The organism is Kitasatospora sp. GAS204B (assembly GCF_029892155.1).
In the GTDB taxonomy this organism is placed as follows: Bacteria; Actinomycetota; Actinomycetes; order Streptomycetales; family Streptomycetaceae; genus Kitasatospora.
Genome location: NZ_JARZAG010000039.1, coordinates 40719 through 60296, shown reverse-complemented (window position 1 = coordinate 60296; position 19578 = coordinate 40719). Strand labels below are relative to the sequence as shown.

General features: G+C 70.5%; 14 protein-coding genes. 2 read left to right on the top strand and 12 right to left on the bottom strand.

The genetic code is table 11. The features are described from left to right. Positions 1 to 275: 275 nt before the first annotated feature. The 9 genes from P3T41_RS33830 to eccD form a co-directional block, all read right to left on the bottom strand. On the bottom strand, positions 276 to 1961 hold the full coding sequence (locus P3T41_RS33830) for a ribonuclease J (protein WP_280694456.1): 1686 nt from the start codon (positions 1959 to 1961) through the stop codon (positions 276 to 278). 210 nt (positions 1962 to 2171) lie between these two features. Next, on the bottom strand, positions 2172 to 3071 hold the full coding sequence (dapA, locus tag P3T41_RS33825) for a 4-hydroxy-tetrahydrodipicolinate synthase (RefSeq protein WP_280694455.1): 900 nt from the start codon (positions 3069 to 3071) through the stop codon (positions 2172 to 2174). Between the two features lie 228 nt (positions 3072 to 3299). Then, positions 3300 to 4034, bottom strand: coding sequence for an FAD-dependent thymidylate synthase (gene thyX / locus P3T41_RS33820; protein ID WP_280694454.1), 735 nt, complete (start codon positions 4032 to 4034; stop codon positions 3300 to 3302). Then, positions 4031 to 4471 carry a hypothetical protein gene (locus tag P3T41_RS33815; protein ID WP_280694453.1) on the bottom strand — a complete coding sequence of 147 codons (441 nt, stop codon included), beginning with the start codon at positions 4469 to 4471 and terminating at the stop codon, positions 4031 to 4033. Before P3T41_RS33815 ends, thyX begins: the two co-directional genes overlap by 4 nt. A gap of 16 nt (positions 4472 to 4487) precedes the next feature. Next, complete coding sequence (gene dapB / locus P3T41_RS33810; RefSeq protein WP_280694452.1) at positions 4488 to 5234, bottom strand: 4-hydroxy-tetrahydrodipicolinate reductase; 747 nt, start codon at positions 5232 to 5234, stop codon at positions 4488 to 4490. 31 nt (positions 5235 to 5265) lie between these two features. Then, positions 5266 to 6615: a pitrilysin family protein gene (locus tag P3T41_RS33805; protein WP_280694451.1), complete on the bottom strand. Its 1350-nt coding sequence runs from the start codon at positions 6613 to 6615 to the stop codon at positions 5266 to 5268. Between the two features lie 91 nt (positions 6616 to 6706). Further along, positions 6707 to 8917 carry a polyribonucleotide nucleotidyltransferase gene (locus P3T41_RS33800; RefSeq protein WP_280694450.1) on the bottom strand — a complete coding sequence of 737 codons (2211 nt, stop codon included), beginning with the start codon at positions 8915 to 8917 and terminating at the stop codon, positions 6707 to 6709. Positions 8918 to 9325: 408 nt separating this feature from the next. Then, a complete protein-coding gene (gene rpsO / locus P3T41_RS33795; protein ID WP_280694448.1) occupies positions 9326 to 9616 on the bottom strand; it encodes a 30S ribosomal protein S15 in 291 nt (96 codons plus the stop codon). Between the two features lie 105 nt (positions 9617 to 9721). Then, positions 9722 to 11179 carry a type VII secretion integral membrane protein EccD gene (gene eccD, locus P3T41_RS33790; RefSeq protein ID WP_280694447.1) on the bottom strand — a complete coding sequence of 486 codons (1458 nt, stop codon included), beginning with the start codon at positions 11177 to 11179 and terminating at the stop codon, positions 9722 to 9724. 303 nt (positions 11180 to 11482) lie between these two features. Here eccD and eccCa point away from each other — a divergent pair, with 303 nt between their 5' ends. Together eccCa and P3T41_RS33780 are read left to right on the top strand one after the other, a co-directional pair. Beyond that, a complete protein-coding gene (eccCa, locus tag P3T41_RS33785) occupies positions 11483 to 15433 on the top strand; it encodes a type VII secretion protein EccCa (RefSeq protein WP_280694446.1) in 3951 nt (1316 codons plus the stop codon). Positions 15434 to 15937: 504 nt separating this feature from the next. Continuing rightward, a complete protein-coding gene (locus tag P3T41_RS33780) occupies positions 15938 to 17344 on the top strand; it encodes an APC family permease (protein WP_280694444.1) in 1407 nt (468 codons plus the stop codon). 84 nt (positions 17345 to 17428) lie between these two features. On the opposite strand, the gene mycP is transcribed toward P3T41_RS33780, so the two are convergent. The 3 genes from mycP to P3T41_RS33765 form a co-directional block, all read right to left on the bottom strand. Then, the gene (gene mycP / locus P3T41_RS33775) at positions 17429 to 18730 is read right to left on the bottom strand and encodes a type VII secretion-associated serine protease mycosin (RefSeq protein ID WP_348533719.1); all 1302 of its coding nucleotides are present in this window, start codon (positions 18728 to 18730) and stop codon (positions 17429 to 17431) included. Between the two features lie 59 nt (positions 18731 to 18789). Then, entirely contained in the window at positions 18790 to 19086 is a 297-nt protein-coding gene (locus tag P3T41_RS33770) for a WXG100 family type VII secretion target (protein WP_280694443.1), read from the bottom strand. Positions 19087 to 19179: 93 nt separating this feature from the next. Then, positions 19180 to 19488, bottom strand: a complete 309-nt coding sequence (locus P3T41_RS33765) for a WXG100 family type VII secretion target (protein ID WP_280694442.1) — start codon at positions 19486 to 19488, stop codon at positions 19180 to 19182. Positions 19489 to 19578: the final 90 nt, after the last annotated feature.

Sequence of the window (19578 nt, the reverse complement as noted above, 5' to 3'; positions counted from 1 at the left end):
TCAGATCCGGCTCAGTGCCTTTTCCGCTTCGCTTTCCGCATTTCGCTTCCGGCCTTTCGGCTTTCCGCTGTCCCAGACTCTAGCAGAGTTTCTGTTTCGCAATTTCCTTCGAAAAGGGCATGCGGAACCATCGCTCAGCTGTTCCAGGGGGTTTCGCCTCCGAACCACTCGCGCGGCCGGGGCAACTCGGAGAACATTACGCACCCGTGCCCCGAGAGTCAAACCGGCCCCGCGCAGCCGAGCTGCCCGGGGCCGGTTCACGGTGACGAGCGTCGTCAGACCTCGACCACGACCGGCAGGATCATCGGCCGGCGGCGGTAGTTGTCCGCCACCCACTTGCCGATGGTGCGGCGCACCAACTGCTGGACCTGGCGCACCTCCAGCACGCCGTTGTCGGCGGACTTGCGCAGCGCCTCCTCCAGCTTCTGCACCACCGGGCTGAACGCACCGTCGTCGATGCCGGAGCCGCGGGCCTGGATGGTGGGGCCGCTGACGATCTTGCCGCTGCTGGAGTCCACCACGACGAAGACCGAGATGAAGCCCTCCTCGCCGAGGATCCGGCGGTCCTTCAGCGAGGACTCGGTGACGTCGCCGACCGAGCTGCCGTCCACGTACACGTAGCCGGCCTGCACCTTGCCGACGATCCGGGCGACGCCGTCGACCAGGTCGACCACCACGCCGTCCTCGGCGATCACGGTGCGGTTCTTCGGGATGCCGGTCTTGATGCCCAGGTCGGCGCAGGCGCGCAGGTGGCGCCACTCGCCGTGCACCGGCATCAGGTTCTTCGGCTTGCAGATGTTGAAGAAGTACAGCAGCTCGCCCGAGGAGGCGTGACCGGAGACGTGCACCTTGGCATTGCCCTTGTGCACGACGTTGGCGCCCCAGCGGGTCAGGCCGTTGATCACCCGGTAGATCGCGGTCTCGTTGCCCGGAATGAGCGAGGAGGCCATGATCACGGTGTCGCCCTCGACGATCCGGATCTGGTGGTCGCGGTTGGCCATCCGGGAGAGCGCGGCCATCGGCTCGCCCTGCGAACCGGTGCAGACCAGCACGACCTCCTTGTCCGGTAGGTCGTCCAGCTGCTTCACGTCGACGATCAGGTTGCCCGGCACCTTCAGGTAGCCGAGGTCGCGCGCGATGCCCATGTTGCGCACCATCGAGCGGCCGACGAAGGCGACCTTCCGCTTGTACTCGTGCGCGGCGTCCAGCACCTGCTGGATGCGGTGCACGTGGCTGGCGAAGGAGGCGACGATGATGCGCTTGTCCGCGTTGGCGAAGACGTTGCGCAGCGCGGCGGAGATGTCCCGCTCGTGCGGGATGAAGCCGGGGACCTCGGCGTTGGTGGAGTCCACCAGCAGCAGGTCCATGCCCTCCTCGGCCAGCTTGGCGAAGGCGGGCAGGTCGGTGAGCCGGCCGTCCAGCGGCAGCTGGTCCATCTTGAAGTCACCGGTGGCCACGACCATGCCGGCGGGGGTGCGGACGGCGACCGCGAGGGCGTCCGGGATGGAGTGGTTCACCGCGATGAACTCGCAGTTGAACGGGCCGATCTGCTCGCGCTCGCCCTCCGCGACCTCCAGCACATAGGGCCGGATCCGGTGCTCGGTGAGCTTGGCCTCGATCAGCGCCAGGGTCAGCTTCGAACCGATCAGCGGGATGTCGGGGTTCTCCCGCAGCAGGTACGGGACGGCGCCGATGTGGTCCTCGTGCCCGTGGGTCAGGACGATGCCGTCGATCTTGTCGAGGCGGTCCCGGATCGAGGAGAAGTCCGGCAGGATCAGGTCGATGCCGGGCTGCTCGTCCTCGGGGAAGAGCACGCCGCAGTCGATGATGAGCAGCCGGCCGGCGTGCTCCAGCACCGTCATGTTGCGGCCGATCTCGCCGAGGCCGCCGAGCGGGGTGATCCGGATCGCGTTCGGCGCGAGCGCCGGGGGCGCACCGAGGTCGGGATGAGGGTGGCTCAAAAGACTCTCCTTCGCGCCGCGCGCCACATGCCCGGGGTTCTCCCGCTGACATATGGCGCGCGACTTCGCTAGGTACCTGTCAGGTCGGTCCGCTCGTCACCGAGCGGCTGGCTTGTTGTGCCTCGCGCCGGTCTTCTCCGGTCCAGCGGCGGATCCCCGGGTCTTGCGGCATCGGGGTCCGGCGAGCCGGAGGGCGCGCACGTCTTCTCGCTACAGGTGTACCCCGCCGGCGGCGAGATCCTCCTTCAATCGCGCGATCTCCTCGGGTGTGGCGTCCACCAGCGGCAGCCGCAGCGGACCGCCGGGGCGGCCCTGCAGGGTGAGGGCGGCCTTGCTGAGGATCACGCCCTGGGTGCGGAACATACCGGTGAAGACCGGGAGCAGGCTCTGGTGGATCGCGGTGGCCTCGGCGACCCGACCGGCGCCGAAGGCGTCGATCATGGCGCGCAGCCGGTCGGCGACCACGTGGGCGACCACGCTGACCACACCGACGGCCCCGACCGAGAGCAGCGGCAGGTTGAGGATGTCGTCACCGGAGTACCAGGCGAGCTCGCTGCGGGCGATCGTCCAGGCGGCGGCGCCGAGGTCGCCCTTGGCGTCCTTGTTGGCGACGATCCGCGGGTGCTCGCCGAGTCGGACCAGCGTCTCGTGGCTCAGCGCGACGCCGCTGCGCCCGGGGATGTCGTAGAGCATCACCGGCAGCTCGGTGGCGTCGGCGATGGCGACGTTGTGCCGGTAGAGCCCCTCCTGCGGGGGCTTGCTGTAGTACGGGGTGACCACCAGCAGCCCGTGGGCGCCGGCAGCCTCGGCCTGCCGGGCCAACTCCAGGCTGTGCGCGGTGTCGTTGGTGCCGACGCCCGCGATCACGTGGGCACGGTCCCCGACCGCCTCGAGCACGGCGCGCACCAGCTGCGCCTTCTCGGCGTCACTGGTGGTCGGCGACTCGCCGGTGGTGCCGTTGAGGACCAGGCCGTCGTTGCCGGAGTCCACCAGGTGGGCGGCCAGGCGCTGGGCGCCGTCGAGGTCGAGCCCGCCGTCGGCGGTGAACGGGGTCACCATCGCGGTGAGGACCCGGCCGAAGGGGGCGCGGGGTGTGGAGGTCGGAGCCATGGGTCCAAAAATACTCGTAGCCGATGAGGAGGCCGTGACTCCGGTCCATGGTTCGGACAGCGGGGGTCCTGACGGCCGGCCAGAATCCGGACAAACCATAGGATTCCGGTGCTACCTGCTCGGGGGTTCAAGCAGCACCGGAATCCGTGCCCTGAGCCTAGGGAGCGGCCGAATCGGTCGCAATCCAGACATCCCGGGCAAATACATCCATATGCCTATCGGCCCAGGTCAGGGTGCGACCCGGCCGTGCGCGTTGAAGGCCGCATGGGTGAGCGGCATCAGCTGCGCCCACTGGGCCTCCATCAGCTCCGCCACCATCTCGATCTCCCGCTGCGGGAAGCTCGGCACCTTCGCCCGCTCGTCCTTGGTCCGCAGCGACAGGAAGTGCATCAGCGAACGCGCGTTGCAGGTCGCGTACATGGAGGAGAAGAGACCCACCGGCAGCACCGCGCGGGCCACCTCGCGGGCGACGCCCTCGGCGAGCATCTCCTGGTACGCCTGGTACGCCTGCTGATACGAGCGCTGCATCGCCTCGGACGTGAGCTTGTACTGCTCGGGCGTGCCCTCGACGAACTCGTACTTGCCCGGCCGCCCCTGCTGCACGAGCCTGCGGTCCTCGCCCGGCACGTAGAAGACCGGCTGCAGCTCGCGGTAGCGCCCGCTCTCCTCGTTGTACGACCAGCCGCTGCGGTGCCGGTGGAACTCGCGGAAGACGAAGATCGGCGCGCTGATGAAGAAGGTCATCGAGTTGTGCTCGAAGGGGGTGCCGTGCCGGTCGCGCATCAGGAAGTTGATCAGACCCTTGGACTTCTCCGGGTCCTGCTGGACCGCCTCCAGGGACTGCTCGCCAGCGGTCGAGACCCGGGCGGACCAGACCACGTCCGAGTCGGCGGCGGCGCTGCGGACCAGCTCCACCGTGACATCGCTGCGGAAGGTGGGGGTGGCCGCTGCTTCGTCGGTCACGGGTTGCTCCTCAACTTGATCGCGTGGTGCATGGTCTTGCGGGCCCGCGGGGTGTCGCCGGCGTCAGCGTAGGCGACGGCCAGCCGGAACCAGACCCGCCAGTCCGCCGGTTCGGCCTCCGCCTCGGCCTGCCGCTTGGCGAAGATCTCGTCGGCCGAGTCGCGGTCGATCCGGCCGCCCGAGGTGCGGCGCAGCTCGTCCACCGGCAGCCCGCCCTCGGCCGCCAGCTCGCGGGACATCGCCTCGGTGGTGCGGCCGAAGCGGATGGTCTGGCGCAGGAACCAGACCCCGATGCCCGGGATGATGAAAGCGCAGACGCCGATGCCGATGCCGAACGGCTTGCCGGTGGCGATCAGCTGGACTCCCTCGGCCATGCAGACCAGGGCGACGAAGAAGAGGGTCGCGGCGAGGATGAAGAAGCCGGTGCGGGAACTCATCTGGTGCTCACCCGGCTCACAGGTCGAGGAAGTGTTCGAGGCCGAAGGTCAGCCCCGGCGTGTCCACCACCCGGCGCACGCCGAGCAGGATGCCCGGCATGAAGCAGCTGTGGTGCAGCGAGTCGTGACGGATCGTCAGGGTCTCGCCGGTGTCGCCGAGGAGCACCTCCTGGTGGGCCAGCAGGCCGCGCATCCGCACCGCGTGCACCGGCACCCCGTCCACGTCGGCGCCGCGCGCGCCGGGCAGGCCGTGCGTCGTCGGGTCCGACTGGCGGGGCAGGCCGGCCGCGTCGCGGGCGGCGGCGATCAGCTGGGCGGTGCGGGTGGCGGTGCCGGAGGGGGCGTCGGCCTTGCGGTCGTGGTGCAGCTCGACCACCTCGACCGACTCGAAGTAGCGGGCCGCCTGCTGGGCGAACCGCATGCTGAGCACCGCGCCGATCGAGAAGTTGGGCGCGATCAGCAGGCCGAGCTCGGGGTTGGCGGCCAGCCAGTGGTCGACCTCGGCGAGCCTGGCCTCGTCCCAGCCGGTGGTGCCGGTGACCACGTGGATGCCGTTGTGCAGGCAGAAGTCCAGGTTGCGCATCACCGCGTCGGGGTGGGTCAGTTCGACGGCGACCTGGGCGCCGGACTCGACCAGGGTCTTCAGCTCGGTGTCCCGGCCGAGGGTGGCGACCAGTTCCAGGTCCGCGGCGGCCTCGACGGCCTTGACCGCCTCGGAGCCGATCCGCCCGGTGGCGCCGATGACGGCCACTCGGAGAGTCATGGGGGTGTCCTTTCAGGCCAGGCAGCGACGGTTAGAAGAGCTCCGCGAGCTTGGCCGCCCGCTTGTCGGTGATCGGCCCGATCAGGGCCAGCGAGGGCCGGTGGGCGCCGAGCACCTCGCGGGCCACCGCCTGGACGTCGTCCAGCGTGACGCCGGCGATCTTCGCCAGCATCTCGTCCACCGAGAGGTGGTGGCCGTAAGCGAGTTCGGCCTTGCCGATCCGGTTCATCAGCGAGCCGGTGTCCTCCATGCCGAGCACGGTGGAGCCGGAGATCTGGCCGATCGCGCGGCTCAGCTCCTCCTCGGTGATGCCCTCGGCGATCACCTTGTCGAGCTCCTCGCGGCAGATCCGCAGCACCTCCTCGACCCGCTTGGGCTGGCAGCCGGCGTAGATGCCGAACAGGCCGCTGTCGGCGTAGGAGGAGGAGTAGGAGTAGACGGAGTAGGCCAGGCCGCGCTTCTCCCGCACCTCCTGGAAGAGCCGCGAGCTCATCCCGCCGCCGAGCGCGGCGTTCAGCACCCCGAGCGCCCAGCGCCGCTCGTCGTGCCGGGGCAGTCCGGGCACGCCGAGCACCAGGTGGGCCTGCTCGGTGGAGCGGTTCAGCACCTCCAGGCGGCCCGCGGTGCGCACCGCGCGCAGGCCGCGGCGGGCCTCGGCGGGGGCCGCGTCGGACTTGGCGAGCAGGCCGGCGAAGGCCTCCTCGACCTGCTTGACCACCACGCGGTGGTCGAGGTTGCCGGCCGCCGCGACCACCAGCTGCTCGGGCTTGTAGCGGCGCTTGAAGAAGCCGGCGATCTGGTCGCGGGTCAGCCCCTTGACGGTCTCCTGGGTGCCGAGGATCGGGCGGCCCAGCGGGGCGTCGCCGTAGATCACCTTGGCGAACAGGTCGTGCACCACGTCGCCCGGGTCGTCCTCGGCCATCGCCATCTCCTCGAGGATGACGCCGCGCTCGGCCTCCACGTCCTCGGGGCGGATCAGCGAGCCGGTGAGCATGTCGCAGACCACGTCGATGGCCAGCGGCAGGTCGGTGTCCAGCACCCGCGCGTAGTAGCAGGTGTTCTCCTTGGCGGTGAAGGCGTTCATCTCACCGCCCACCGCGTCCAGCGCGGCCGAGATCTCCAGCGCGCTGCGCCGCTCGGTGCCCTTGAAGAGCAGGTGCTCCAGGTAGTGGGTGGCGCCGTTCAGCACCGGCGTCTCGTCCCGGGAGCCGACGCCGACCCAGATGCCGAAGGTCGCCGAGCGGACCGTCGGCAGGGTCTCGGTGACGACCCGCAGGCCGCCGGGGAGCACGGTGCGACGCACCACGCCGGCGCCGTCCACGCCCTTGAGCAGGGTGCGGGTGGTGCCGGGGCGCTGCTTGGCCGCCGAAGCCTGGGCCACGGGCCGTCCTTCTTTCACTCAGGAGAACAACAGGGTGCGGCCCGTACGCCGCGAGGGCGTACGGGCCGCGGGTCCAGCTAGTGACCGGTGATCACTCGGCGGCGGCGGTCTCGCCGCCCTCCTCGTCCTCGACGACCGGGATCAGCGAGAGCTTGCCGCGCGGGTCGATCTCGGCGATCTCGACCTGCACCTTGGCGCCGACGGCGAGCACGTCCTCGACGTTCTCCACGCGCTTGCCACCGGCGAGCTTGCGGATCTGCGAGATGTGCAGCAGGCCGTCCTTGCCCGGCATGAGCGAGACGAACGCGCCGAACGTCGTGGTCTTCACCACGGTGCCCAGGTAGCGCTCGCCGACCTCCGGCATGGTCGGGTTGGCGATCTGGTTGATCGTCGTACGGGCAGCCTCCGCCGAGGGACCGTCGACCGCACCGATGTAGATGGTGCCGTCGTCCTCGATGGTGATGTCCGCGCCGGTGTCCTCCTGGATCTGGTTGATCATCTTGCCCTTCGGGCCGATGACCTCACCGATCTTGTCCACCGGGATCTTGATGGTGATGATGCGCGGCGCGTTCGGCGACATCTCGTCCGGAGTGTCGATCGCCTCGTTCATCACGTCCAGGATGTGCAGACGCGCGTCCTTGGCCTGCTTCAGCGCGGCGGCCAGCACCGAGGCCGGGATGCCGTTGAGCTTGGTGTCCAGCTGCAGGGCGGTGATGAAGTTGCGGGTACCGGCGACCTTGAAGTCCATGTCGCCGTACGCGTCCTCGGCACCCAGGATGTCGGTCAGCGCGACGTAGTGCGTCTCACCGTCGATGTCCTGCGAGATCAGGCCCATCGCGATACCGGCGACGGCGGCCTTCAGCGGCACACCGGCGTTCAGCAGCGACATGGTGGAGGCGCAGACCGAGCCCATCGAGGTGGAGCCGTTGGAGCCCAGCGCCTCGGAGACCTGGCGGATCGCGTAGGGGAACTCCTCGCGGGTCGGCAGCACCGGGATCAGCGCACGCTCGGCCAGCGCACCGTGGCCGATCTCGCGGCGCTTGGGCGAACCCACCCGGCCGGTCTCGCCGACCGAGTACGGCGGGAAGTTGTAGTTGTGCATGTAGCGGCGACGCGTCTCCGGGGAGAGCGTGTCGAGCTGCTGCTCCATGCGGAGCATGTTGAGGGTGGTGACGCCCAGGATCTGGGTCTCGCCACGCTCGAACAGGGCCGAGCCGTGCACCCGCGGGATCGCCTCGACCTCGGCGGCCAGGGTGCGGATGTCGGTGACGCCGCGGCCGTCGATCCGGATCTTGTCCTTGATGACGCGCTCGCGGACGATCTTCTTGGTCAGCGCGTTGTAGGCGGCGCTGATCTCCTTCTCGCGGCCCTCGAACTCCGGGAGCAGCTTCTCGGCGGCAACCGCCTTGACCCGGTCCAGCTCGTTCTGGCGCTCCTGCTTGCCGGCGATGGTCAGCGCCTTGGCCAGCTCGTCCTTGACGGCGGCGGTCAGCGCGGCCAGCACGTCGTCCTGGTAGTCCAGGAAGACCGGGAACTCGCCGGTCGGCTTGGCGGCCTGGGCGGCCAGCCGGGACTGCGCCTCGCAGAGCACCTTGATGAACGGCTTGGCGGCGTCCAGACCGCCGGCGACGACCTCCTCGGAGGGCGCCTCGGCGCCGCCCGCGACCAGCTTGATGGTCTTGTCGGTGGCCTCGGCCTCGACCATCATGATCGCGACGTCGCCGTCGGCCAGCACCCGGCCGGCCACGACCATGTCGAAGACGGCGTCCTCGAGCTCGCTGTGGGTCGGGAACGCCACCCACTGGCCGTTGATCAGCGCGACGCGGACGCCGCCGATCGGGCCGGAGAACGGCAGGCCGGCCAGCTGGGTGGAGGCGGAGGCGGCGTTGATCGCGACCACGTCGTACAGGTGGTCGGGGTTGAGCGCCATCACCGTGACGACGACCTGGACCTCGTTGCGCAGGCCCTTGACGAAGGACGGGCGCAGCGGGCGGTCGATCAGGCGGCAGGTCAGGATGGCGTCCTCGGAGGGACGGCCCTCACGACGGAAGAACGAGCCGGGGATCCGGCCCGCGGCGTACATCCGCTCCTCGACGTCCACCGTCAGCGGGAAGAAGTCGAAGTGCTCCTTCGGCTGCTTGGAGGCGCTGGTGGCCGACAGCACCATGGTGTCGTCGTCCAGGTAGGCCACGGCGGAGCCGGCGGCCTGACGGGCCAGGCGGCCGGTCTCGAAGCGGATGGTACGGGTACCGAAGGAACCGTTGTCGATCACGGCCTCGGCATAGAACACGTTCTCTTCCACCTGGAAGATCTCCTCTTTCGTACGTCTCCTGGAGAGCGCCCCCGCGCTTGCCTGCCGGTGTGGCCCTGACCTGCCGGGCCGGTCTTCGATCGAAGCCCCCGGGCTCTCCCGCTGCGTTTGCGCGGGACTCCCGGCGGCCACTACCGAGGACCGGCGCCTCTCGGCGGCCAGGCCTTTCGGCGGCGGGCGTCTGGACGCTCTCCTGGATGCGGGCGGCTTCCGTTTGAAGCCTGCGGCCCGCAAGGGGGTTGTGTCGCTCGGGTGAAGCACCAGGCGGTGCCATCACCGGGCATGCCCACAACCCTACGGTGCGAATCTCGGCCGCCTCGGGAGGCGGCCCGGAAATTCTGCGGCCGGTACGCGCGAGGGGCGGCTCCCCTTGGTGGGGAGCCGCCCCGGGCGGCGGTCTTAGCGGGCGCCGCCGGCGGCACCGCGGCGGATGCCCAGACGGTCGACGAGCGTACGGAAGCGCTCGATGTCCTTCTTGGCCAGGTACTGCAGCAGCCGGCGACGCTGGCCGACCAGGATCAGCAGGCCACGACGGCTGTGGTGGTCGTGCTTGTGGAACTTGAGGTGCTCGGTCAGGTCCGAGATACGGCGGGAGAGCATGGCCACCTGGACCTCGGGGGAGCCGGTGTCGCCCTCCTTCTGGCCGTACTCGGCGAAGATCTGCTTCTTGACGTCAGGGGCGAGAGCCACTGCAACTCCTCTGGGATGACCGAGCGATCCCGGTATGTGGCACAGGATCTTCTGAGACTCGGAAGCCCAAGGGTACCAGCAGCCGCGCAGCCCTCAGCGCCGGTGTCAACCGGTGGCGCCGCGGACCAGCGCGTAGACGTTCAGCACCGCGAGTGACAGCGGGACCAGCGCCATCATCAGCAGGCTGTCCACCATGTCCAGGATCCGGCCCCAGAAGGGTGACACGCCCAGCCGCGGCACCACCAGGGCGATCGCGACCAGCAGCGTGGCGCCGAGCGCGATCGAGCCGCCCAGCCAGAGGGTGCGCAGGTCGACGGCGGTCGTGCTGGTGGCCTTGATGATGAACAGCGGGGTGTGCAGCGACAGGCCCAGGATCAGCAGGCCCAGGCCCAGCAGGCCGGCCACGGTCAGGCTGAAGACCTGCGCGGTGTAGCGGAACAGCCGGGCCCGCAGCATCGTCGCGATGCCCAGGGCCAGCGCGAGCAGCTGCGGGAACATCTGGTCGGTGAAGCCCAGCACGGTGCAGGCGCCCACGATCACCGCGGCGCAGCCGCCGACCAGGCCGACCAGCACCTCGTGGCCGCGCCGGGCCTGGTGGGCGATCCGCTCGTACTGCAGGGCCTCGGCCCGGCTGCTCTCCTCCATCGCCCGGCTGCCGCGGGTGCGGGTCTGGCCGGGGGCGCTGAAGCCGACCGGGAGGCGGGCGAAGCGGGCCGAGAGGGCCGGCAGGAAGCCGATCGCGGCGAGCGCGGCGACGCCGGCCACCGCGGCGATGTGGTTGGCCGGGGTGCCCGGCATCAGCACGGCGGCGAAGGTGGCCAGGGTGCCGCCCGCCGCGAGCACGGCGGCGGCCACGAAGACCGAGTCCTTCTCCGGCAGCAGACCGACCAGCAGCACCGCGACCACCAGCATGGTGGCGCAGCCGACCAGGAACTGCAGCCGACCCGGGCCGTCGTACTTGTGCGCGACGCCGAGGATGCCGGTGCCGGCGATCAGCGCGTGCGGCAGGGCGCCGATGCCCAGGGTGAGGGCGGCGACGTCGTCCCGGTAGACCCGGGCCCGCACGCCGGCGAAGGCGACCAGCACCAGGGCGGTGACGCCGCAGAGCACGCCGGGCAGGCCGTGCATGTTGTGGGTCAGGTCGGAGAACCAGAGCGCGAAGCCGAGCAGCACGATCAGCAGGCCCGCGCCGATCAGGCCGAAGGCCCGCATCAGGTCCGGGCTCCAGAACCGCCGGTCGGCCTCGACCGCGCTGGCGATCGCGTCGGCGACGTCGTCGTAGACGGCCGGCGGCAGCGACTCGGCGAACGGACGCAGGCTCAACAGGTCGCCGTCGCGCACCTGCTGGGCGTTCAGCGGCAGGCCGCTGTCCAGCACGGTGCCGTCCCGGCGGACCAGATGGAAGCCGGTCGCGGCGCCCTCCGCCTGAGTCTGGCCGGAGAGCCGCAGCACCTCGGGATAGACGTCCGCGAGCGGCACGTCCTCCGGCAGGGCCACATCGATCCGGCTGTCCGGTGCCACCACGGTGACCCGACAGAATCCGGTCGCTGCGTTCGAACTCACCGGTGCTCCCCCTTGCTCGCTTGTCCCGGTCGACACGCTTCGCGCCGCCCGTGCGCCGCGTCCACCGGAGTTGGCGCTGCGTCACCCTATCGTCCGCCCGGCCTGCGTGTGCGACGGGTAGGTGTGCACGCGCCCTCTCACCGCGTGACGGGGCTCGGTAGGATCGGCCCCTGCGCAGGGCGCAGTACCGGGGGCGGGTTGGATCGCCGCGGTGTCGCCTGCGGTCCGCGGCGGGGGCAGGGCAGTCACAGGGGCGCCTCCTCCGGGGCCTGACGAGTCGCGTGAGGGCTGGTGCGGAAGTAAATGAGTGTCGTGACGGTCAAGCGTCCGCCCCGGGCGTATCCGCCTGTGGTGCCGGACGAACCGGTGGAGCTGGTCACCCCGCCCGAGCTGCCCCGAGGGGGTGGCAACGACTGGATGATGAGCATGCTGCCGCTGCTCGGCATGGGCGGTTCGGCCGCGTTCTTCTTCATGCCCGGCACCGCGCCGATGATGAAGATCATGGGCCTGCTGATGATGTGTTCCACCGCCGGTATGGGTGTGGCGCAGGTGGTGAAGGCCCGTAAGGGCGGTGGTGCGGGCCTGGCCGACGAGCGGCGCGACTACCTGAAGTACCTGCAGCAGATGCGCCGTCAGGTCCGGCGCACCGCCGAGCGTCAGCGCGGCGCGCAGCTGTACCTGCACCCCGAGCCGGACCAGCTCTGGTCGATCGTGGCCGAGGGCCGCCGGCTCTGGGAGCGCCGCCCGAGCGACCCGGACTTCGCGCAGATCCGCCTGGGTCGCGGCGCGCAGCAGCTGGCCACGCCTCTGGTGGCCCCGCAGACCGCGCCGATGGACGAGTTGGAGCCGCTGGCGGCGGACGCGATGCGCAACTTCCTCCAGGCGCACGGCACCCTGCAGGAACTGCCGCTGGCGGTCTCGCTGCGGGCGTTCTACCACATCACGGTCTGCGGCGACCCGGACGGCGTGTACGGCAACGTGCGGGCGATGATCGCCCAGTTGACCACCCTGCACTCCCCCGACGACCTGGTGGTCGGGGTGGCGGCCGCCCCCGGCTCGCTGGAGGAGTGGGAGTGGGTCAAGTGGCTCCCGCACAACCAGCACCGCAAGCAGAACGACGGCGCCGGCTCGCGCCGGCTGATCGCGGCCGGCCTCGGCGAGCTCGAACTGCTGCTGGAGGACGAGCTGGCGGGCCGGCAGCGGTTCACCCGCGACGCCGGGCCGCAGTCGGACCAGCCGCACCTGGTGGTGATCCTGGACGGCGCGGCCGTCCCGCAGGACTCGCTGCTGGCCTCAGCCGACGGCGTGCACGGGGTGACCGTGATCGAGGTGGTCCCGGGTGACCTGGACGAGCCGACCGGGCACCTGGTGGTCACCGTCGGGCAGCGCGAGCTGCTGCTGGAGTCGGCCTCCGGCGCCTCCTACTCGGGCAAGCCGGACCTGCTCTCCGCCTGGCAGTCCGAGGCGCTGGCCCGCCAGCTGGCGCCGTACCGGATCTCGGCCGGCGGCGACGACGAACCGCTGCTCTCCAACCTCGACTTCACCGATCTGATGGGCGTCGGCGACGCCGGCTCGGTGGACGTCTCGCGCACCTGGCGCCCGCGCGCCCAGCACGAGAAGCTGCGGGTGCCGATCGGCGTCGGGGCCAACGGCGAGCTGGTCCAGCTGGACATCAAGGAGGCCGCGCTGGAGGGCATGGGCCCGCACGGCCTGTGCGTGGGCGCGACCGGTTCCGGCAAGTCGGAGCTGCTGCGCACGCTGGTGCTCGGCCTGGCGATGACGCACTCCTCGGAGACGCTCAACTTCGTGCTCGCCGACTTCAAGGGTGGCGCCACCTTCGCGGGGATGGCGGACATGCCGCACACCTCCGCGGTGATCACCAACCTGGAGGGCGAGCTCACCCTGGTCGACCGCATGCGCGACGCGATCGAGGGCGAGCTGAACCGCCGTCAGGAGCTGCTGCGTTCGGCCGGCAACTACGCCAACCTCAACGAGTACGAGCGGGCCCGGATCGCCGGCGCGGCCCTCGACCCGCTCCCCTCGCTGGTCCTGATCATCGACGAGTTCTCCGAACTCCTCACCGCCAAGCCCGACTTCATCGACATGTTCATCCAGATCGGCCGGATCGGCCGATCCCTGGGCGTGCACCTGCTGCTGGCCTCGCAGCGCCTGGAGGAAGGCAAGCTGCGCGGCCTGGACACCTTCCTGTCCTACCGGATCGGTCTGCGCACCTTCTCGGCCGCCGAGTCGCGGGCCGCGATCGGCGTCCCGGACGCCTACCACCTGCCGCCGGTGCCCGGTGTCGGTTATCTGAAGTTCGGCACCGACGTGATGGACCGCTTCAAGGCCGCCTACGTCTCGGGCCCCTACCGGGCGCCGGGCCAGCAGCGTTCCAGCGGCCGGATCTCCACCGTGCAGCCGATGCTGTTCACCGCCGCCGAGGTGGCGATCACCGAGCCGGTGGTGATGGAGGTCGAGCCGGAGCCGGAGCAGCTCGACGACGCGCTGGTGGACACCGTGCTGGACGTGATCGTGCAGCGGATGGTCGGCCAGGGCCCGCCGGCGCACCAGGTCTGGCTGCCGCCGCTGGACGAGGCGCCGAGCATGGACCAGCTGATGCCGCCGCTGCAGGCCACCCCCGAGCGCGGCCTGACCTCGCCGGAGTTCGGCGCGCTGGGCCGCCTGGTGGTGCCGGTCGGCATCGTCGACCGGCCGCGCGACCAGCGCCGCGACGTGCTCTACCAGGACTACTCCGGCGCGGCCGGCCACGGTCTGGTGGTCGGTGGTCCGCGTTCCGGCAAGTCGACGATGATCCGCACCATGGTGACGGGCTTCGCGCTCACCCACACCCCGGTGGAGGCCCAGTTCTACCTGCTGGACTTCGGCGGTGGCGGTTTCCAGTCGCTGCAGGACCTGCCGCACGTCGGCGGGGTCGCGGGGCGCCTGGACGTCGACAAGGTGCGCCGGATGGTCAGCGAGGTGCACGGGGTGCTGAACCGGCGCGAGGAGCTGTTCCGCGCCACCGGCATCGACTCGATCACCACCTACCGCACCCGCCGGGCCGCCGGACAGCTGCCGGACGAGCAGTTCGGCGACGTCTTCCTGATGGTCGACGGCTGGCTGACCCTGCGGCAGGAGTTCGAGGTCCTGGAGCCGGTGATCACCGACATCGTGGCACGTGGTCTGGGCTACGGCGTGCACGTGATCCTGACCGCCGCCCGCTACGCCGAGGTCCGCCCGGCGCTGAAGGACGCGCTGCAGAACCGCACCGAGCTGCGTCTCGGTGATCCGATGGAGTCGGAGATCGACCGCAAGGTGGCCCAGAACGTGCCGGTCGGCGCGGCCGGGCGCGGCCTGACCGGCGCCAAGCTGCACTTCCTGAGCGGACTGCCCAGGCTGGACGGCTCCTCGGCGGTGGACGACCTGGTGACCGGCGTGGCCGGGCTGGTGGAGGCGGTCGACGCCGCCTGGAGCGGCCCGCGCGCGCCACAGGTCCGGATGCTGCCGGCGGTGCTGGACGGGCAGTCGCTGCCCAAGGGCTTCGAGCAGCCCGAGCGCGGTGTCGCGTTCGGTGTGGACGAGGTCGAGATGGCGCCGATCTTCGTCAACTTCGAGACCGACCCGCTCTTCATCGTCTTCGGTGAGAGCGAGTCCGGGAAGTCGGCGCTGCTGCGGATGCTGATCAAGCAGATCACCGAGCGGTACACGCCCGACCAGGCCGGCATCGTGATCGGCGACTACCGGCGCGCGCTGCTCGGCACCGTGCCGCCGGAGTACCTGGTGGAGTACGCGGCCGCGCAGCCCGCGATGACCGCGATCGTGGACATGCTCCGCGGCGCCTGCGCCCGCCGCCTGCCCGGTCCGGACGTGACGGCCGAGCAGCTGCGCAACCGCAGCTGGTACAGCGGCAAGGACATGTTCGTGATCGTGGACGACTACGAGCTGGTCGCCACCTCCTCCGGCAACCCGATGTCGCCGCTGGCCGAGTTCCTGCCGTTCGCCCGTGACATCGGCCTGCGCGTGATCATCGCGCGCAGCTCGGGTGGCGCGGCGCGCTCGCTCTTCGAGCCGGTGATGCAGCGGATGCGCGAGCTGGGTGGGCAGGGCGTGCTGCTCTCCGGCAACAAGGACGAGGGCGTGCTGCTCGGCACGGTCAAGCCGCAGCCGCTGCCGCCGGGCCGCGGGCTGTTCGTGTCGCGCCGGATCACCAGCGGGCAGATGGTCCAGACGGGCTGGCTGCCGCAGCAGCAGTAGTCACCGAGCGTGAGGAAAAGGGCCGGGTGCGAGCAGTCGCACCCGGCCCTTTCGGCTGCATACCCGTCCAGCTGCTGGAAAGTTATGAACCAATTTCGGCCGCCGGGCTGCGGTTCTCGTGGTGCGGCCGACGCGGGCGCGGAGGCCCGCGAGCGGTTCCGGCCAGCCTGGAGCAGCGACGATCGCCGCCCGCAAATGCCTTTGAATCGTGCTGGCACTGGCCAGTTCACCTTTGATTCATGCCCTGTTGGCCAAAGGTAACAAGTCGGACATCAATCCCGGCAACCCATCATGATCACTGATCGGAAGCTTGTGCCCCGTTAGCGCGACGGATTCCGAAGGTCAACCGCCATTGACGCAAGCTTTACGCCCCCGCACCATGGCGACTCGGGAGCGACAGGCAGAACCGAACACCGGGCGACCCTCGCGGAGGCGATACCGCTCCCCACCCCAGCACCGCACAGGACCGCGCACTCCAAGCGCTGAGCCGATCGGACCCCCCTGATGACCGACACGCTTCGCCCACCCGCCACCTCCCCCTCGGTGACGGTCAGTACCGCCGAAGCCCCGCGCAAGCTCCAGCGCTCGCTGGGCGTCGTGGGCGGAACGCTGCTCACGCTCTCCTGCGTCACCCCGGCCTCCTCGCTCTTCGTCCTGGTTCCGACGCTGTTCAACTCGCTCGGCACCGCCACCGCGCTGACCATCGGCATCGGCGCGATCCTCTGCGTCGCGGTGGCCTTCTGCTACTCCGAGCTCGGCACCCTGATCCCCAGCGCCGGCGGCGAGTACGCGATGGTCGGCACGCTGGCCGGGCGGTTCGCGGGCTGGCTGGTCTTCATCCAGTCGCTGATCGTGGTGATGATCGTCCCCTCGGTGATCGCCATCGGGACCGCCGCCTACCTGGCCCCGATCGTGCACGTCAGCGGCCCGGTGGCGGGTGCGGGCGTGATGCTCGCGGCCACCGTGGCCGGCCTGCTGGACCTGCGCGCCAACGCCTGGATCACCGGCGTCTTCCTGGTCCTGGAGGTGATCGCGGCCGGTGTGGTGTCGGTCCTCGGCTTCGCGCACGGCCAGCGCGGCGTCTCGTCCCTGTTCCACGGCGTGGTGGCCGGCGACCACGGGGTGACCAGCCCGGTGGGCCTGGGCGCGATGCTGGCCGCGATGGGCACCGCGCTCTTCGTCACCCAGGGCTTCAGCACCGCGATCTACCTCTCCGAGGAACTGGAGAACCCGCGCCGCAACGTGGCCCGCACGGTGCTCTGGACGCTGGGCCTGTCCGCCGTGGTCATCATGGTCCCGGTGATCGCGATCACCCTGGGCGCCCCGGACCTGGCCACCCTGACCGGCGGCGACATCTCCGGCATGGTGGCCGGCTGGAGCAACTCGGCGCTGGGCACCTTCATCAGCCTCTGCATCGCGCTGGCCATCATCAACGCCGGCATCGTGATGGTGATCCAGAACTCCCGGGTGCTCTTCGCCTCCGGCCGCGACCGGGCCTGGCCCGAGCCGATCAACAAGGCCTTCGGCACCCTGAACCGGTTCAACGCCCCCTGGGTCTCCACCCTTGCCGTCGGCGTCCCCGGCGCGGCGCTCTGCTTCGTCCCGGGCCTGCTGCTGACCAACATCACGGGTGTCGCGGTCGCCGCCCTCTACCTGCTGGTCGCGGTCGCCGCCCTGCTCTCCCGCCGCAGCGCCCACAAGGACACCCCCGCCTGGCGCCAGCCGCTGTGGCCGGTGCTGCCGGTGCTGCTGATCGCGATGCTCTGCTACGTGCTGACCCAGCTCGACCACACCGCGCTGGTCTGGACCGGCGCGATCACCGTCATCGCCTCGCTCTACTGGGTCCTCTACCTGCGCCCCCGCCAGGAGACGCGCTGGGTGATCACGCTGCCGGAGGACGAGCAGCTCTGACCCGACCTGGCTCGCGAAGCGGCCCGGACACCCTGCTGGGGGATGTCCGGGCCGCTTCGCGCTGCCGGGGTGCGCAGAGGACCGTCAGGCCCGCCCGCGGCGGCGGTAGTCGCGCAGCACGACCGAGCCGCCGAAGAGCAGCGCGACCGCCAGCAGCACGCCGGCCAGCACGTAGGTGGCGGTGCGCCGGTCGCGGTCGGCCTGGGTCTCGCCGAGGCCGAGCGGCTGCGGCATGATCGGGACGCCGGCCAGCTTGACCGTCGCGTCGGCGCTCGGGGCGTTGGCCGGCGGGTCCGTGTCGTCGACCGCCTTGACCGGGTCGATCACGCCCCAGCCGATGTACTTGTTGGCGCCGTGCTCGGTGCGCTGCGCGGTCTGCTCGATCCGGGTGCGGATCTGCTGGGCCGTCCAGTCCGGGTGCGCACCGCGCAGCAGGGCGGCCACGCCGGCCACGTACGGGGCGGCGAAGCTGGTGCCGTTGTCCACGCACTGGCCGCGGCCGGGGACGGTGGAGAGCATGTCGACGCCCGGGGCGGCCACCTTGACGAAGTCGCCGTACTCGGAGAAGGAGGCGCGTTCGTTGTTGCGGTCGGAGGCGCCCACCGCGAGCACCGAAGGGTAGGCGGCCGGGTAGACGGGGCCTTCCAGGCCGTCGTTGCCGGCGGCCGCGACCACCACCACGTTGTGCGCCTCGGCGTTGTCGATCGCCTGCTTGAGCGTGCCGCTGTCACCGAAGCTGCCGTCGGCGTTGGTGCCCCGGACGTCCTGCGAGATGTTGATCACCTTCGCGCCGTCGGCGACCGCGTTGTTGATCGCCTTGGCCATCGTCGCGACGTTGCCGCTGCCGGCGTCGTCGTTCTGCCGGATCGACAGGATCTGGGCGTTCGGCGCGAGCCCGACGAAGCCGACACCGGAGAGCGGCGAGGCGGCGATGATGCCGGCCACCTTGGTGCCGTGGCCGACGGTGTCCTGGGTCGCGGGCCCGACCGACTGGTTGGCGTTGTTCGGGTCCGTCAGCAGGGTGCCGCCGTCCTGCACCTTGCCGGCCAGCTGCGGGTTCTGGTTGTCCACGCCGGTGTCGATCACGGCGACCAGGACCCCGGCACCCTTGTTGTTGTTCTGCCACAACTGGTCGAGCAGCACCCGCTGCAGCGCCCACGGAGTGGCCGCCACGTCCTTGGCCGGGAACTGGCAGTCGCCGGCCGCGGCGATGCTCAACGGGGACCAGTGCACCCCGGGCGGATCCGCCGCCGCGGGCCCGGCGGCCGTCCCGCCCAATACCCCCAGCACCGCGCCGACCGACGCGATCCGGCTCAGCCTTCGCCCCAACGCCACCTGGTACCCCTCGACTTGCTGCGCTATCCGGACATGCGGCAGGGCGGGCACCCAACGGCACCCGCCCCGCCAACGCGGTTCACCCGACGCCCATCAGGGGCGGAGGTGAATCAGCCCGCCCAGATCTGGGCGTTCGCGTTCTCGGTCGAGGTGTAGCTCTGGTGCGCGTTGTCCAGGGCGGCCGCGATCTGGTTCAGCGTGTTGTGCAGGTCGGCGGCCTTCTGGTCCCAGGTCGCCTGGCGGGCCTGGTAGCCCTCCTGCGCCGAACCGGTCCACGAGCTGGCGATCCGCTGCACGCCGGCCTTGAGGTCGTCCAGCTGCTGCTGGATGCGGCCGGCGGTGGCGCGGACCTCAGAGCCCGCGTCCTGGATGGTGGAGAAATTGACCTTGATGTGTCCGTCGGACATGGTGGCTCCTTGTCAGGGAATCGGTGGATCGGGGCGCCCCGGTCCGGGGCCGCCCCGTACGGTCTACGCGGCTGTGCGGCCGTGTACCGACGCTCAGGCGCCCTGGACTCCGCCGAGCGAGGAACGCTGCTCCTCTTCGGTCTGCGAGTACTTCGAGGTGGTGGCGTCGATCGCCCCACGAATCTCGTCCAGCACCGTGTTGAGCGCCTTGGCGTCCTCGTTCCAGCGCTCCTGCAGCTGGTGGTACGCCGTCGCGGCCGCGCCCTGCCATCCTCCGGCGATCGAGCTGACCAGCGCGTTGAGCTTGGAAAGCTCGCCCTGGATCTGCTGGTTGACCTCGTTGATCTTGCCGGAGAAGGCGCGCATCTCCTCAGCGGTCGTCGTGAACTGACTACCGGCCATGTTCCACCGTCCCCCATGAGACAGACTAAATATCCGGGCGTATGGTCACCCAGGCCACCCGAACGGCACCACGGTGTGATGCCTCGGCAG